At 69.8% G+C, this 14,950-nt stretch carries 13 protein-coding genes and 1 pseudogene; 11 read left to right on the top strand and 3 right to left on the bottom strand.

Going from position 1 to position 14,950, the window contains the following annotated elements; all coding sequences use genetic code 11:
• The 11 genes and pseudogenes from N4G66_RS29190 to N4G66_RS29240 all read left to right on the top strand — a co-directional run.
• Positions 1-2,017, top strand: a 2,017-nt coding sequence (locus N4G66_RS29190) for an HAD-IC family P-type ATPase (protein WP_261707238.1), incomplete at its 5' end; no start/stop codon positions are given.
• A gap of 335 nt (positions 2,018-2,352) precedes the next feature.
• Positions 2,353-2,845: pseudogene (locus N4G66_RS29195) on the top strand (amino acid kinase family protein); the annotation flags it as partial.
• 197 nt (positions 2,846-3,042) lie between these two features.
• Positions 3,043-3,672, top strand: a complete 630-nt coding sequence (locus N4G66_RS29200; protein WP_261707239.1) for a hypothetical protein — start codon at positions 3,043-3,045, stop codon at positions 3,670-3,672.
• 152 nt (positions 3,673-3,824) lie between these two features.
• Positions 3,825-4,730 carry a universal stress protein gene (locus tag N4G66_RS29205; protein WP_261707240.1) on the top strand — a complete coding sequence of 302 codons (906 nt, stop codon included), beginning with the start codon at positions 3,825-3,827 and terminating at the stop codon, positions 4,728-4,730.
• A 23-nt stretch (positions 4,731-4,753) separates the two neighbouring features.
• Entirely contained in the window at positions 4,754-4,900 is a 147-nt protein-coding gene (locus tag N4G66_RS29210; protein WP_391858900.1) for a hypothetical protein, read from the top strand.
• A gap of 5 nt (positions 4,901-4,905) precedes the next feature.
• Positions 4,906-5,778 (top strand): universal stress protein, encoded by an 873-nt coding sequence (locus tag N4G66_RS29215; RefSeq protein ID WP_261707241.1) that lies wholly within the window; start codon positions 4,906-4,908, stop codon positions 5,776-5,778.
• Positions 5,779-5,922: 144 nt separating this feature from the next.
• Positions 5,923-8,304 carry a phosphoketolase family protein gene (locus N4G66_RS29220; protein WP_261707242.1) on the top strand — a complete coding sequence of 794 codons (2,382 nt, stop codon included), beginning with the start codon at positions 5,923-5,925 and terminating at the stop codon, positions 8,302-8,304.
• 145 nt (positions 8,305-8,449) lie between these two features.
• Positions 8,450-8,617, top strand: a complete 168-nt coding sequence (locus tag N4G66_RS29225) for a hypothetical protein (protein WP_391858901.1) — start codon at positions 8,450-8,452, stop codon at positions 8,615-8,617.
• Positions 8,618-8,636: 19 nt separating this feature from the next.
• The gene (locus N4G66_RS29230; protein ID WP_261707243.1) at positions 8,637-9,311 is read left to right on the top strand and encodes a helix-turn-helix domain-containing protein; all 675 of its coding nucleotides are present in this window, start codon (positions 8,637-8,639) and stop codon (positions 9,309-9,311) included.
• 113 nt (positions 9,312-9,424) lie between these two features.
• Entirely contained in the window at positions 9,425-9,865 is a 441-nt protein-coding gene (locus tag N4G66_RS29235) for a pyridoxamine 5'-phosphate oxidase family protein (protein ID WP_261707244.1), read from the top strand.
• A gap of 208 nt (positions 9,866-10,073) precedes the next feature.
• Positions 10,074-10,904: a universal stress protein gene (locus tag N4G66_RS29240; protein WP_261707245.1), complete on the top strand. Its 831-nt coding sequence runs from the start codon at positions 10,074-10,076 to the stop codon at positions 10,902-10,904.
• 543 nt (positions 10,905-11,447) lie between these two features.
• Here the strand turns inward: N4G66_RS29240 and N4G66_RS29245 are convergent.
• The 3 genes from N4G66_RS29245 to N4G66_RS29255 form a co-directional block, all read right to left on the bottom strand.
• Positions 11,448-13,163: an oleate hydratase gene (locus N4G66_RS29245; protein WP_391858902.1), complete on the bottom strand. Its 1,716-nt coding sequence runs from the start codon at positions 13,161-13,163 to the stop codon at positions 11,448-11,450.
• Positions 13,164-13,247: 84 nt separating this feature from the next.
• Entirely contained in the window at positions 13,248-13,670 is a 423-nt protein-coding gene (locus N4G66_RS29250; protein WP_261707246.1) for a hypothetical protein, read from the bottom strand.
• Positions 13,671-13,710: 40 nt separating this feature from the next.
• The gene (locus N4G66_RS29255) at positions 13,711-14,925 is read right to left on the bottom strand and encodes a globin domain-containing protein (RefSeq protein WP_261707247.1); all 1,215 of its coding nucleotides are present in this window, start codon (positions 14,923-14,925) and stop codon (positions 13,711-13,713) included.
• Positions 14,926-14,950: the final 25 nt, after the last annotated feature.

Here is a 14,950-nt window from a genome sequence, read left to right on the forward strand (position 1 = left end):
CGGCGCCGCCCGTGGGGTGGTGGTGGCCACCGGAGCACGTACCGAGTTCGGCAAGATCGCTGCCGGCCTCGACACCCATCCTCTTGACACCGAGTTCCAGGTCGGCCTGCGGCGCTTTTCCATGCTGCTGGTCTACGTCGCGGGCGCGTTGACGACCTCGATCTTCGTGATCAACGTAGCCCTGCACAAGCCGATCATCGACGCACTGCTGTTCTCACTGGCCATCGCGGTGGGAATCACCCCGCAGCTTCTGCCCGCGGTCGTATCGACCAGCCTGGCCGCAGGTTCGCGACGGATGAGTCGGCGCAAGGTGCTGGTCAAACGACTGGTGTGCATCGAGGACTTGGGCGATGTCGATGTCCTGTTCACCGACAAGACCGGCACGCTCACCACGGGCCGGATCGAGTTCATGCGCGCCGTGCCGGCCGACGGCCGACACGCCGAGGCGGTGGTGCGATGGGGGCTGCTCGGTACGGAGAACGAGGCGCGCGACGCTCAGGACGTCGGAGGAAACCCGCTGGACCAAGCCCTCTGGCGATCCCCGGCCACGGCCGACGGGCGGGCCGGTCTGGACGGGTACACGCAGGTCTCGGTACTGCCCTTCGATCATGAACGACGCATGGTGTCCGTTCTGCTGCGGGACGGCGACGGGCGCTTCAGCCTGGTCACCAAAGGAGCTCCGGAGACGGTCCTGGACCGCTGCGTCGACGTCCCGCCCGCAGCCCGTGACGCACTGGCGGTCGAGTTCTCCGCGGGCAACCGGGTGGTCGCTGTCGCCACCCGGGCCGATGTCACCGCAACGCAGGGTGTCGGGCCTGAGGACGAACAGGGGCTGACTCTTGCCGGCCTGCTGGTGTTCATGGATCCGCCCAAGCCGGATGCCGCCATGGCGCTGCGCAGGCTGTCCGGGCTCGGCGTCGCGGTGAAGGTTGTCACGGGCGACAACGCCGCGGTTGCAGCCAAGGTCTGCCACGACCTGGGTTTCCCCGACTCGGGAGTGATGACCGGCAGCGAGGTCGACGCCCTGGACGACGGACAACTGGCCGAGGCGATCACCGGCACCACGGTTTTCGCGCGTGTGAGTCCCGAGGCCAAGGCACGCATCGTGCACGCGCAACGGCTCAGCCGCGGCGGCGTTGCGTTCCTGGGCGACGGGGTCAACGACGCCCTTGCTCTGCATGCGGCCGACGTGGGCATCTCCGTCGACTCGGCCACCGACGTGGCCAAGGACGCGGCCGACGTCATCCTGCTGGAGAAGGACCTGAATGTTCTCGCCGACGGTGTGGGCGAGGGCCGTCGGATCTTCGCCAACACCATCAAGTATGTGCTGATGGGTACTTCGAGCAATTTCGGCAACATGGCCTCCGCTGCGGGAGCCTCGCTCTTCCTGCCGTTCCTGCCGATGCTCCCCTCACAGATCCTTCTGAACAACCTGCTCTACGACAGCAGCCAGTTGGCCATCCCGACGGACAACGTGGACGAGGAGCAGTTGCGGAAGCCCTCGCACTGGGACATCGCCTTCATCCGCCGCTTCATGATCTCCTTCGGCCCGCTCAGCTCAGTGTTCGACTTCGTCACCTTCGGCGTCATGCTCTGGATCTTCCACTCCGGACCGGCGCAGTTCCGGACCGGCTGGTTCGTCGAGTCGCTGGCCACCCAGACCCTGGTGATCTTCGCCATCCGCACGCGCCGCATCCCGTTCTTCCGCAGCCACCCCAGCCTGCCGCTGACTCTTGCCGCGTTGGGTGTCGTCACCATCGGCGCGCTGCTGCCGGCCACGCCACTCGCCCATACACTGGGCTTCCAACCACTCCCCACGGCGTTCTTCGCCACCCTGGTCGGCATGATCGTCGCCTACCTGGCACTCATCGAGGCCGGTAAGCGGCTGTTCTACGGCGCGGCAGCGACCGTGTCGCCGACCCCCGGGCACTACGCGGGTCACCGGCATCTGCGGCGCCGCGCATCCCGCTTCAGCACGGCCGCGCCCCGCTCCATGCCGGCTGACGGACCGCGCTGATGCGAGGGCTCCGGTCCGGTTGCCGCGCGTAGGCCGCTGTGCCGACGACAGAATGCCTGAGCGTTGGCTGAGGCGAGTCGTTCCACGACCTGCTCCATCCCCAGCAGGCCCGCGTCGAGCGTTTCGGCCAGTTGCCTGTCCAGGTGCCGCAGCGCCTGGTTGGACAGATCGATCGACGACGAGTGGACAAGTACGCGAAGCTCCTGGCGGATGAGTCACCTCCTCGCAGGCGGAGGTCATGGGGCCGCCGCGACTGCCGGGACCGGTTGCGGGCGCGGCCACTTGGTTCCGGCAGGTTCATGGGAGTCGACGTTCGTCCTGTCGCCTGCGGGCGCGGCCGGCACATCGCGCGGGACACCACCGGATGGCGCCGCGTCGTACCCTCCCCGGTGCCGGTACGGATCGTGGAGACCCACACCGTCCACGAGCTGCTGAACAGCGGCACCCTCGTTATCTGCGCAGGCGGCGGAGGCGTCCCCGTCACCGCGGACCACGACACCGGCGCACTGACCGGCGTGGAGGCCGTCATCGACAAGGACCTGGCCGCGGCCCCTGCTCGCCGAGGACCTCAAGGCCGACTTCCTGCTCATCCTCACCGACGTCCCGTGTATCTACGAGGACTACGGAACCCCGGACCAGCAGCCCGTGCTCGACGCCACCCCGGCGGAGCTGCGCCGCAAGGGCTTCCCGGAGGGCTCCATGGGGCCGAAGGCCGAGGCCGCCGCGCGATTCGTGGAACGGACCGGAGGTCTCGCCGCCGTAGGAGCCCTGGACGCGGCCTACGAGATCGTGCACGGCCGGTCGGGCACCCTGGTCCGCCCCGACCTCGCGGCCGACTGGCCGGCAGACGCGGCAACACCCTCAACGTCATCCACTGCATGCATCACAACGCCCAACGGCCTTTGACAAGAGGGCCGTTCGGCCCCCTGGTCGCGGACCTTCGGCATCCGTCGCCGACGGGCGTGCACGGTCAGAGTGAGGGGTGTCAGGTACCGAGCCGACCGCCCTCGAAGGGAATCCCGACCATGGCCGTGCACGAGCACCCTCACCGGAGCTCCGGCTTCCACCTGCCGTCGTTCCGCAGGAACCGGACCGCCTACGCATCCGAGTCGGCCGTGTCGGCAGACACCGGCACGCACACCGCGCGGGCCTACGCCTTCGCGTCCCTGCGCCTGCTCACGGGGTTCGTCTTCCTGTGGGCCTTCCTCGACAAGACCTTCGGCCTCGGCTACGCCACCCCGTCCGGCAAGGGCTGGATCGACGGCGGCTCGCCGACCAAGGGCTTCCTCGGCTCCGTCGCCGCCGGGCCGATGGAGTCAACCTTCCACTCCTGGGCCGGTGACCCGTGGGCCGACTGGCTGTTCACGCTCGGTCTCCTCGGGATCGGCCTCGCCCTGGTCGCCGGTGTCGCGCTGCGCATCGCCGCCGTCGCCGGCACCGCGATGATGGCGCTGATGTGGATCGCGGAGTGGCCGCCGGTCAAGCACCTCTCGGACGGCACGCCGAGCATGTCGACGAACCCGTTCATCGACTACCACGTGATCTACGCCGCCGCCCTGATCGTCCTGGCCGCTGTCGCCGCCGGCGACACCCTGGGCGCGGGCAGGCTCTGGGCCAAGCTCCCCTTCGTCCACGACCACAGCTGGCTGCGCTGAGCACCGACGGCGACGTGGGCCCATCACTCGGCCGACAGCGCCCCGCCGTGCAGGGAGCCGGGCGGTCCGGATTCGGGACCAGCGGCCCCTGCACGAGGAACCCCTCGAAATCGATTCCGGAATCCCACCCCTCGCCCCAGGAGGCAGAGATCATGCTCCGCACCATCACCGTAGGTCTCGACGGCTCGCAGGAGAGCCGGGCCGCCGCAGAATGGGCGGCTCGCGAGGCGGAGCTGCGCGGCCTGCCGCTGAAGATCGTGCACGTGTGGGAGCCGGTGCCGGAGCCCATGGCTCAGTCGCCACTCCTCGGTGCCGAGACCCAGCAGCACTGGACCGAGCGGATTCCCCGGGAAGCCGCCGAGGGGGTCCGGCTGCGTCACCCCGGCGTCGAGGTGCGCACGGAGCAGCTCTCCGGCCACCCGGGTGACGCACTGGCCGAGGCGGCGAAGAGCGCCGAACTGCTCGTCCTGGGCTCGCGCGGCCTCGGCGGGATCGGCGGGTTCATGGTCGGCTCGGTCGGCCTGTCCACCGTCGCGCACGCGGACAGCCCGGTCGTACTGGTCCGCGCGCTCGAGGCAGCCGCGGACGAGCACGAACTGGACCCGGCGGGTGTTCCGTCCGCCGCGACGCCGTTCCGGCCCGTGGTCCTCGCACTCGACGTAGAGCACCCCGACGAGGCGCTGATCGAGTTCGCCTTCGACGCCGCCAAGCGCCGTGCGACGTCCTTGCGGGTCGTCCACGGCTGGTACCCGCCGCCCTATTACGCGTACGGCACGCCGGTCAATCCGGCGCTGCACGAGGCACTGGCCTTGAGCGCGTCCGGGGCCGTGACCGAGGTGCTGCGTCCATGGCGGAAGAAGTTCCCGGACGTGGAGGTCGTCGAGGATTCCCGCTACGGCAGCGCGGCCGTACTCGTCGTGGACGCTTCGCGCGAGGCCTCGCTCGTCGTCGTGGGCCGGCGCATCCGGCGCAGCCCCTTCGGCGCCCACATCGGACACGTCACGCACTCCGTCCTGCATCACTCCACCGCCCCTGTCGCCGTCGTCCCGCACAGCTGAGCCACTCCGAGGAGAAGAGACCCATGAAGGCAGCGGTCGTACGAGCGTTCGGTGAACCCCTGGTCATCCACGAGGTCCGCCACCTCGCATCCGTCGACGACTCCAACGGCGAGGTGCTGCGCGGCGAGGGCAAGGCCCGGATCGTCTTCGGCCTCGGCGCGGGACGGTGAGACAGATGGATCTCCCGATCGTCGTCGGCGTCGACGGATCCGAACCCAGCCTGCGAGCCGTCGACTGGGCGGCCGACGAGGCGGCCCTGCGCGGGGCGCCACTGCGGGTGGTGTACGCCTCCCTCTGGGAGCGCTACGAGGGCGCCGCTCTCGTACAGGACCTCGGCAAGCCGTCCGAGGAGGTCACGGCCGAGAGCATCGTACGGACCGCCGCACACCGCGCCCGTCTGCGCCAGGCCGAGTTGGAGATCTCCACCGACGTGCTGCCGGAGGAGCCCGAGTACGCGCTGGTCCGCGAGGGACGCGAGGCCGCCGCGCTGGTGCTCGGCACCCGCGGTCGCAGCGGCTTCGTCGAGATGCTGCTCGGTTCGGTCAGCCTGACGGTCGCCGCCCGCGCGGACTGCCCGGTGATCGTGCTCCGCGGCAGCCACGACAACCAGGTCCGCGCCCGGACGCACGGTCGCGTCGTCGTGGGCATCGGGGAGAGGACGACGGGCTCCGCCGCCCTGAACTTCGCTGTCCAGGAGGCGAGGCTTCGCCACGCGACCCTGGACGCCGTACGTGCTTGGCGGTGCCCGGCGCACGAGACCACCGACCACCCCCTGTTCGCCGGGGAACCCGCGCGTCTGCACGAGCAGCAGGCCGGCGAGGTCCTGGACAAGGCGCTGGAAGACGTACCCGCGGATGTGGACCTGCGCCGGCGCACGGTCGAGGGTCCCGCCCGCAGGGTCCTGTTGGACGCGTCATGCGCAGCAGACCTGCTGGTGGTCGGGGCCCGCCGCAACCCGGGACACCTCGGACTCCAGCTGGGGCGCGTCGCCCACGCGGTGCTGCACCACGCCGCCTCCGCCGTCGCGGTCGTACCCGAGCAGGCGTGACAGAGGCGGGCGGCTGCTCAGAAGCCGGCACCGCGGTCGGGGACGTATCTCGTCCCGTCCACACGGCAGTTGCCGGCACCTTCTCGCCGTCGGACCACCTGCACCACCCGATGATCCTCACGCCGACGATTCACGGAGTCCCTCATGTCCAAGGCCGAGCACCCGGACGCCACCGCACTGACCGACGAAGAGCTGCGTACCCTGGACGCGCACTGGCGGGCCGCCAACTACCTGGCCGCCGGACAGATCTACCTGATGTCCAACCCCCTGCTGACCGAGCCCCTGAAGCCGGAGCACATCAAGCCCCGGCTGCTCGGCCACTGGGGCACCTCGCCCGGCCTCAACCTCGTGTACACACACCTCAACCGGGTGATCAAGGCGCGGGCGCTCGACGCGCTGTGCGTGTGGGGTCCAGGTCACGGGGGTCCGTCGATCCTGGCCAACTCCTGGCTGGAGGGCAGCTACAGCGAGACCTACCCGGACGTGTCGCGTGACGCGGCGGGCATGGCACGGCTGTTCCGGCAGTTCTCCTTCCCCGGCGGCGTGCCCAGCCATGTCGCCCCCGAGACCCCCGGCTCCATCCACGAGGGCGGCGAGCTCGGCTACTCGCTCTCCCACGCGTACGGTGCCGCCTTCGACAACCCGGACCTGCTGGTCGCCTGTGTGATCGGCGACGGCGAGGCGGAGACCGGGCCGCTGGCCGCGGCCTGGCACTCCAACAAGTTCCTCGACCCGGTCCACGACGGCGCCGTCCTGCCGATCCTGCACCTCAACGGCTACAAGATCGCCAACCCGTCGGTGCTCTCCCGGATCCCGGAGACCGAACTCGATTCTCTGCTGCGGGGATACGGCCACGAGCCGATCCACGTGACCGGCGACGACCCGGTCCAGGTGCACCGGGCCATGGCGGCGGCGATGGACGACGCGCTGGACCGCATCGCCCTGATGCAGCGGACCGCCCGCGAGGACGGTGTCAGCGAGCGCGTGCACTGGCCCGTGATCGTGCTGCGCACCCCGAAGGGCTGGACCGGTCCGGCCGAGGTGGACGGCGTGCCCGTCGAGGGCACCTGGCGAGCCCACCAGGTCCCCCTGGCCGGTGTCCGCGAAAACCCCGAACACCTCCGCCAGCTGGAGACCTGGCTGCGCTCGTACAAGCCGGAGGAGCTCTTCGGCCAGGAAGGCCGCCCCGCCGCCGACGTTCTCGCCTGCGTCCCCGACGGAGCCAAGCGACTCGGTGCCAACCCGCACGCCAACGGCGGTCTGCTCCTGCGCGACTTGCCCGTTGCCCCGCTGAACGAGTTCGCCGTGCCGGTCGACAAGCCGGGTACTACGTTGCACGAGCCGACCCGCGTTCTGGGGGACCTCCTGGCCCGGGTGATGAAAGACACGGGTGCCCGTAGGGACTTCCGCCTCGTCGGCCCGGACGAGACCGCGTCGAACCGTCTTCAGGCCGTCTTCGACATCAGCGGAAAGGCATGGCAGGCCCAATATCTGCCGGTCGACGAGCACCTCGAACATCACGGCCGGGTGATGGAGATCCTGTCCGAACACACCTGCCAGGGCTGGCTGGAGGGCTACCTGCTCACCGGCCGGCACGGTTTGTTCTCCAGCTACGAGGCGTTCGTGCACATCGTCGACTCCATGGTCAACCAGCACATCAAGTGGCTCAAGACGTCACGGGAGTTGCCGTGGCGCGCCCCCATCGCCTCCCTCAACTACCTGCTGACCTCCCACGTTTGGCGCCAGGACCACAACGGCTTCTCGCACCAGGATCCGGGATTCGTCGACCACGTCCTCAACAAGAGCCCTGAAGTCGTACGGGTCTATCTGCCGCCGGACACCAACACCCTGCTGTCGGTGGCGGATCACGTTCTGCGCAGCCGCGACTACGTCAACGTCGTCGTGGCCGGCAAACAGCCCAGCTTCGACTGGCTGTCCATGGACCAGGCCCGCGCGCACTGCGCCCGCGGCGCCGGGATCTGGGAGTGGGCGGGCACGGAGAACGGCGGGGAGCCCGATGTCGTTCTGGCCTGCGCCGGGGACGTGCCCACCCAGGAGGTACTGGCCGCCGCGCAGTTGCTGCGCCGGCACCTCCCGGACCTCGCCGTCCGCGTGGTCAATGTGGTCGACATGACCCGACTCCTCCCGCGCGAGGAACACCCGCACGGAATGAGCGACTTCGAGTACGACGGCCTGTTCACCACCGACAAGCCGGTGATCTTCGCGTACCACGGCTATCCCTGGCTGATCCACCGGCTCGCCTACCGCCGCACCGGACACAAGAACCTGCACGTGCGCGGCTACAAGGAGTCCGGCACGACCACCACGCCGTTCGACATGGTGGTCCGCAACGACCTCGACCGCTACCGGCTGGTCATGGACGTCATCGACCGAGTCCCAGGACTCGCGGTGCGCGCCGCCGCCGTACGGCAGCAGATGGCCGACGTGCGTAGCCGACACCAGGCCTGGATCCGCGAGCACGGCAGCGACCTGCCCGAGGTCGCCGACTGGACCTGGAACAGCTGACCCACCCCTCGCTCCCGGACCGACGGCAAGAGCCGTTCGTCGAGCGATAGGGCCGGATGGCCCAAGCGGGCGGGGTGATTACTGGGCAATATGAATTTATCGGGCAATCTCGGTACTCGAAATAGACAGACACACCCTGCTGTGCATGGCCACCGCCGACCGGCTGTCCACCGCGCAGCCGGTCACCCGCGCCTTCCCGCTGGAGCGCATGGAAGAGGCCTGCGACGTCTTCGCCCGCACCGCCGACACCGGAGCCCTCGAGGTGGTGCTCGGCGAGCCGTCGCGCGAGGCGGTCGCCGTTTCGGCGGCCTGACGAGAGGACGTGACGAGCCGTGACCGAACAGACACAGGCGAACGGGACGAAGGGTCTGCCCTCGGGTGACCTGGGCCGCCGACTCGCCGCACGCCGCGCCCACCTCGGACTGACGGCAGAGGAGACGGCCGCTCGAGCGGGCATGGCCTCCAGCTACGTGACGCACCTGGAACAGCACCCTGACGCCGCGCCCGGCCGAGGCGCACTGCTCACGCTGGCGGCGGCACTGCGGACCACGGTCTCGGAACTCACCGGCGGCGATGCCGACGTGCCATCCGGTCGTGAACAGGCCGGGCGTGCTCCCGAATTCACCGAGTTGAGCAGTGCCGAGTGTGCTGAGCTGCTGTCGACGCACGGTGTAGGAAGGGTCGCCGTTCCCACAGCGCTCGGGCCGGCGATCGTTCCTGTCAACTACAGCGTCGCCGATGACGCGATTGTCTTCAGAACGGCCCGCGGCGCTACACCGTCGTCGGCGTCGGGCTGCCTGGTCGCGTTCGAGGTCGACCGCGTCGACGACGCCTTCAGCCAGGGCTGGAGCGTGCCGGCGCGCGGGTATGCGCGCGAGGTGACGGACATCGATGAAGTGCATCGGCTCGCGGAGCAGGCGTACAGCGCGCCGTGGTCCGGTGGCAGGCGCGATATGTGGGTGCGCATCGGACCGTATGCCCTCACGGGACGCCGCATCGTGGTCTGAACGGGGTCTCTCTCGGGAAGCCAGGGTCCCATGGTCCCTGGCTGAGGGTGTCCACACCGCTTGAGGATGGACCAGCGCGGTACCGCTTTGTCAGGTGAGAGACGAGAAGGCAGATGTACGCCAACGACGGATTTCGCGAACTCGACCGGCAGGAGTGCCTGGCCATGCTGGCCGCAGTGCCTGTGGGGCGGATCGTGTACACACGGCTGGCGTTGCCCGCCGTCCTGCCGGTCAACTTCTGTCTTGACCACGATGGCGCGGTACTGGTGTGCACCTCGGCCTCTTCGGACCTGGTGACAGCGATCGACGGAGCCGTGGTGGCCTTCGAGGCCGATGAGCTCGATGCCGCCCTCCACTCCGGATGGAGTGTCGTGATCGTGGGGTCGGCCAACCTCGTGACCGATCCAGCCGAGCACGCACGGCTGTTGAGGACCGGGCCCCCGTCCTGGGTGCCGGCACCGCAGGAGGTCTACGTGCGCATCGCCTCGGCGCTGGTCACCGGACGCCAACTCGTCGGCGGACGCCCCCTGTACGACATGCAGACCCCTTCCTGAACCCCCATCGCCGCGTCATTCAGCACCTCGTCGTCCTTTCTGTTCCGGACCGAACGGCCCTTGAAGCAAGGGCCGTTCGGTGTCTCTTCGGGTTCTCCCGGCTGCTGCCCGAGGCGCCGGTCCGCGAGGAGCATCGTTCATGGAGGCCGGTGCGCTCGTCGAGCGTCGCTTCCGTCGAACGGTCGTTCAAGGAAGGGACGGGTACGCCATGACCTCGCATCACATAGTCGTCGGAGTGGACGGTTCTCTGATCTCCGTAAGGGCGCTGGACCGGGCCGCGGCCGAGGCCGTACGGCACGGCACCGGCTTGCGCGTGCTGTACGCCGTTTCCGACCGAGACGAGGCCGCACCGGTCCTGAACCATGCTGTGTCACGCATCCATGCGCGGTACCCCGAACTGCTGGTGGAGACCGCCGCGGTGGAGGGAGGAGTGGTGCGTTCATTGGCGCGAGAGAGCGCAGCCGCAGCCCTTACCGTCGTGGGAACACGCGGCTTGGGAGCGTTGACCGGCCCGGCCTTCGGCTCCGTGAGCCTGAGGCCGGCCGCGCTCGCGCAAGGACCTCTCCTGGTCGTCCGCGGGGACCACCCGTGCGACGACGGGCAGGACGTACTGCTCGGACTGGCGGACGACACGGACACGCAGGCGGCGGCGTACGCCTTCCAGGAGGCCGAGCGGCGCGGTGCGAGGCTCCGTGTCCTGCATTCCTGGAGCCATCGGCACAGCACCCCCGAACTTCCCTCCTTCGTGCCGACGCGCAGTCCGGGCCAGGAACGACTGGCCAGGGAGGCCCTGGCCGAGGAGGCCGTACCCCGTTACGCCCTCACCCAGCTGCAGGACCGGCACCCAGACGTGACGGTGGAGACCCACACGGTCCGCGCCGCTCCCGCGGCCGAACTGCTGGCAGCGACCCGGGAGGCTGCCGTGGTCGTCATCGGCGCGCACCGCCGTACGAGCGTGCTCGGGCCGCGCTTGGGTCCGGTCGCCCGCACCCTGTTGCACCGGGCGCACTGCCCGGTGGTCGTCGTACCCCATGGATGACCGACCCCACTGCCGCGCCATCGCGCTGCCGGCCTGGACACGTTCAGGGTCTCCCGCCGCGGGGACCGGTCGGTCGGCACTGTGATCGCAGACGCGGGCGCGCTCCTGGCGGACGCCTCGCGTGACGCCGCGACCCAGTGGGCTTGCCCGGCTCGTACATCGGCCTGCCGGCCGAGGCGTCGCCGCACCGACCGCCGAGCTCCCGCACAACGGACGCCGTTCAGGCACACGGGACGGAACGTCGGCTGCGAGGCGTACCCCGGTCGTCAGACGGAGAGCCTGCGCCGACCGAGCTGTGAGTGGCGGGAGTCGGGGACGTCCGGCTGTACGGAGCGTCGAAGCTCCTGGGAGACGGGTTCACGACCAGGACGCCCGTTGTCTGCCAGGAGCTTCACTGTGCTCGCCCACCCGTCTGGGTCGGATCCGTCCACTTCTGCGGTACGTCTGCTGCGGTGTGGCCTGTCCGCCCGACGCCGCCACCCGCTGCCGATGGCTGCCGATGGCCCCATCGTGGGCCGGGACAGCCCTCGTACCTCCCGTGACCTATCGACGGTGCATGGTCTCCAGAGCGGCGGCCAGCACGTGAGGGTCGTGATGGCCTTTGTAGACCTGCGGCGGATGCCTGTCCAGCTTCAGGAGCTGCGCCACCGCTGTCCAGGCGGTGCGTACGGAGTACTCGACGGTGAAGACGACGTCGTCGGGCACCTCGGCGAACTGCCCGATGAAGGCGAGGTTGACCGACTCCTTCGGGACCACTCGGGGCCGGTCGTCGCGGCGGCGGGCCAGGAACTGGCTGGTGATGTACGGCATCACACAGGGCACGACGATGGAGGTCTCCCGGATCCGGTCCGCCGTCCGCTCGTCGAACGGAAGGTGGTGCAGGACCTCTTCGAGGATCTCGCGGCCCGTGCACATGGTCATCGGCTTGGGGGTGTGGTTGCCCGCGCGGCCGGGGAACAGGCCGTAGCCCCACCAGACCCCGACGTCCTCCGGCTGGTCGCGGTAGACGGGCTGGCGGTTGGCGACGATGGTGAGCAGCCAGTTGGACCCGGTGAAGGTCATCAGTCCGCCTTTGCCGGCCGGCCGGCCGCTGAACTCCTCGAGTGCCTTCAGGAAGGCGGGGTCTTTGGTGGTGACCGTGAACGACTCCCAGCGGGACTCCTTGACGTGCTTGTCGAAGGCGTCGGGGTTGCCGAAGTCGTCGCGGCCGCGGGCCAGCCGGTGCCACAGCAGCCAGGCGTCCGAGCGGTGCGGAGCCGGCGGGGGCGTGGAGGTGTGGGAGCCGAGACTGGAGGCGTCGGTCATGGATCCGTTGGTGACGAGGACCAGGTCCTCGGGTGCGACGGTGACCTTCTCGTCGTGGCCGCGTCGGTTCAGGTGGATGGTCTCGACCGTGCCGCTCCTGATGCCCGGGGTGAAGCCGAGGTCGGTGACGTGACAGCCGGTGTGCACGGTGACACCGCGCTCCTGGAGCCAGGCGGTCAGGGGCCGGACGATGGAGTCGTACTGGTTGTAGCGGGTCCGGTGGATGCCAGTCATGGAGGCGAACTCGGAGAACAGATGGACGAAGCGCCTCAGATAGCGGCGGAATTCGATCGCGCTGTGCCAGGGCTGGAAGGCGAACGTGGTGCACCACATGAACCAGAAGGCGGTGGTGAAGAAGTGTTCGCCGAAGCAGTCGGTGATCCGCTTGCCGTCCAGATGTGCTTCGGGGGTGGCCAGGCAGCGGACCATCTCCAGCCGGTCACGTTCGGAGAATCCCATCGAGGTCGTGTCGACGATCTTGCCGTCCCCGTCGACGAGCCGGGCGATGTCGTTCCAGGCGAAGTCCTCATGTCCGGCCAGGATCTCCTCGGTCACCGAGACGGCGGGGTCGTCGAGGCTGGGGATGCCGGACAGCAGGTCGTAGGTGCAGCGGAACTCGGCTTCGAACATGCGCCCGCCGCGCATGGTGTAGCCGGCGTCCGGCGTGCCGCCCGCGTCCAGGCTGCCGCCGAGGGCCCGTTGTTCCTCGAAGAGGTGAATGTCGGAACCTTTCAAGCCGCCGTCGCGGATCAGGAACGTCGCCGCGGCCAGGGCCGCGATCCCGCTGCCCACCAGATATGCCTTCGCCATCGCACAACTCCTCGTTCTCGCTGGTCGATCGGGGTACCGCGGCTCCCACGGTCTCCTGCCGCCAGGGCTTGTGTCAGTGGGCCGTTGGTCACCTCGCTGGTCCCGGACGGCCCTCAAAGCCGGCAGCGGCGAATCGTCCGCCAAAGCCGGCAGCGGCGAATCGTCCGCAGGCTGCGGACAGGCCCGGTCGGTGGACTGTGGCCGACCGGGCCTGTCGTGACTGCGGGATCACGCCGTGGGGGAGTCCTCCGGTGTGCTGCCGGGTCCCGCGGCGGCAGACGGCCGCTCGGTGGCACCGCGCCACGGCGGGGCCGTTGTCCGGTGTCCGCTGTCCCAGGCCTGGGAGGCCTTGTCGGTCTGGCGGCGCAGCCGGTCCTGGAGCCGGTCGACGACCTCCGTGCCGGTCGCCTCCTCGGCCGCCGCCACCACGTGACGGCCGCCGATGCGCAGGTCGGCCGTGGCCGACCACGGCCGGCCGGCGTGGTGGGCGGCCGCTCGCACGATGTGCACCTCGCCGGTGACGACGGGCAGGCCCGGCCTGCCCACGATCACGTCGATCTTCGTACGGGCGTAGGCAAGGGTCTCCTCGTCCACGGCGCCGTCGGAGCGCAGCCGGACCAAGGGGGTTTCCTGGGCGCTGTGGGTGGTCATCGGGGGTCCTTTCGTCGGGCGTCAGAAGATGCGGTGGGGTTCAGGCCGCGGTGTCGGGCAGCCACAGGTCGGGTCCGAAGACCTCGTAGCGGATGCGTCGCGCGGGTACCCCGGCGCCGAGCAGCTGTCCGCGTACGTCTCGCATGAAGGGCAGCGGACCGCACAGGAACACCGTGGCGTTGTCGGGGAGTTCGGTGCTGCTCAGATCCATCAGGCCGGTGCCGGCGTCCGGTTCCTCCGGTCCGGGGCACTCGTACCAGAAGACGGCCCGGGCGCCCGGCAGTTGCCCGACGAGGTCGTGCGTCTCTGCTCGCAGGGGGTGGTCGGCGGGGGAGCGGTCGGCGTGCAGGACCAGTACCGGGCGGATCGAACGGAGGGCGGCCAGATGGGCCAGGATGCCGGTCATGGGGGCGCAGCCGATTCCGGCCGAGACCAGTACGACGGGGGTGGTGGCATCCACCGGGTCGTCGAGGAAGACATCGCCGAACGGTGCGGACAGCAGCAGCTCGTCCCCCTCATGGACGTGGTCGTGCAGCAGGGCGGAGACCTCGCCGTCCGGCCCGTCGGCGTCACCCGTCACCCGCTTCACGGTGATCCTCCTCAGCTTTCCGCCCGGGTCCGAGGACAGGCTGTACTGGCGCAGCTGGTGCACGCCGTCGGCCATGCGCACGCGGACGCTCACGTACTGACCCGCGCGGGCCCGCGGCGTGCGTCCGCCGTCGGCCGGGCGGAGCAGGAAGGACACGACGTCGGGGGTCTCGGTACGGCGTTCGACGACCGTCCAGGGCCGCCAGCTCCCGCCGGGCTGTACGTCCGCGTCCTGGTAGAGGAGGGCCTCCCGGGCGATCAGGGCTCCGGCCATCAGCCAGTAGACCTCGTCCCAGGCGGCTGCCACCTGCGGGGTGACCGCGTCGCCGAGGACCTCCGCTATCGCACCGAACAGGTACTTGTGCACGATCGTGTACTGGTCGTCGGTGACGCCGACAGCGGCGTGCTTGTGGGCGATCCGGGACAGCAGCGCGTCCGGCCGCGCCTCGGGATTCTCCAGCAGCGCGCCGGCGAATCCGGCGATCGAGCCGGCCAGGGCCCGGCGCTGGGCGCCGCTGGCCTGGTTGCCCCGGTTGAACATCCCGTCGAGGAGTTCCGGCCGGTCGTGGAACATCGTGGCGTAGAAGCGGGCGGTGATCTCGTCGAGCGCTCCGGCCACGGCGGGCAGGGTGGCCCGTACGAGGGCGGCGGATTCCGCGGACAGCATGGATCCTCCTGGGAAGGCGAGGCGA

It is taken from the genome of Streptomyces rhizosphaerihabitans (genome assembly GCF_025399795.1).
Lineage (GTDB): Bacteria > Actinomycetota > Actinomycetes > Streptomycetales > Streptomycetaceae > Streptomyces > Streptomyces rhizosphaerihabitans.

What these genes read in the sequence shown, in the direction of transcription:
- N4G66_RS29225 (WP_391858901.1), top strand. Translation starts at nt 8,450, where the DNA reads ATGGCCACCGCCGACCGGCTGTCCACCGCGCAGCCGGTCACCCGCGCC.
- N4G66_RS29235 (WP_261707244.1), top strand. Translation starts at nt 9,425, where the DNA reads ATGTACGCCAACGACGGATTTCGCGAACTCGACCGGCAGGAGTGCCTG.
- N4G66_RS29240 (WP_261707245.1), top strand. Translation starts at nt 10,074, where the DNA reads ATGACCTCGCATCACATAGTCGTCGGAGTGGACGGTTCTCTGATCTCC.
- N4G66_RS29205 (WP_261707240.1), top strand. Translation starts at nt 3,825, where the DNA reads ATGCTCCGCACCATCACCGTAGGTCTCGACGGCTCGCAGGAGAGCCGG.
- N4G66_RS29210 (WP_391858900.1), top strand. Translation starts at nt 4,754, where the DNA reads ATGAAGGCAGCGGTCGTACGAGCGTTCGGTGAACCCCTGGTCATCCAC.
- N4G66_RS29200 (WP_261707239.1), top strand. Translation starts at nt 3,043, where the DNA reads ATGGCCGTGCACGAGCACCCTCACCGGAGCTCCGGCTTCCACCTGCCG.
- N4G66_RS29220 (WP_261707242.1), top strand. Translation starts at nt 5,923, where the DNA reads ATGTCCAAGGCCGAGCACCCGGACGCCACCGCACTGACCGACGAAGAG.
- N4G66_RS29255 (WP_261707247.1), bottom strand. Translation starts at nt 14,925, where the DNA reads ATGCTGTCCGCGGAATCCGCCGCCCTCGTACGGGCCACCCTGCCCGCC.
- N4G66_RS29215 (WP_261707241.1), top strand. Translation starts at nt 4,906, where the DNA reads ATGGATCTCCCGATCGTCGTCGGCGTCGACGGATCCGAACCCAGCCTG.
- N4G66_RS29250 (WP_261707246.1), bottom strand. Translation starts at nt 13,670, where the DNA reads ATGACCACCCACAGCGCCCAGGAAACCCCCTTGGTCCGGCTGCGCTCC.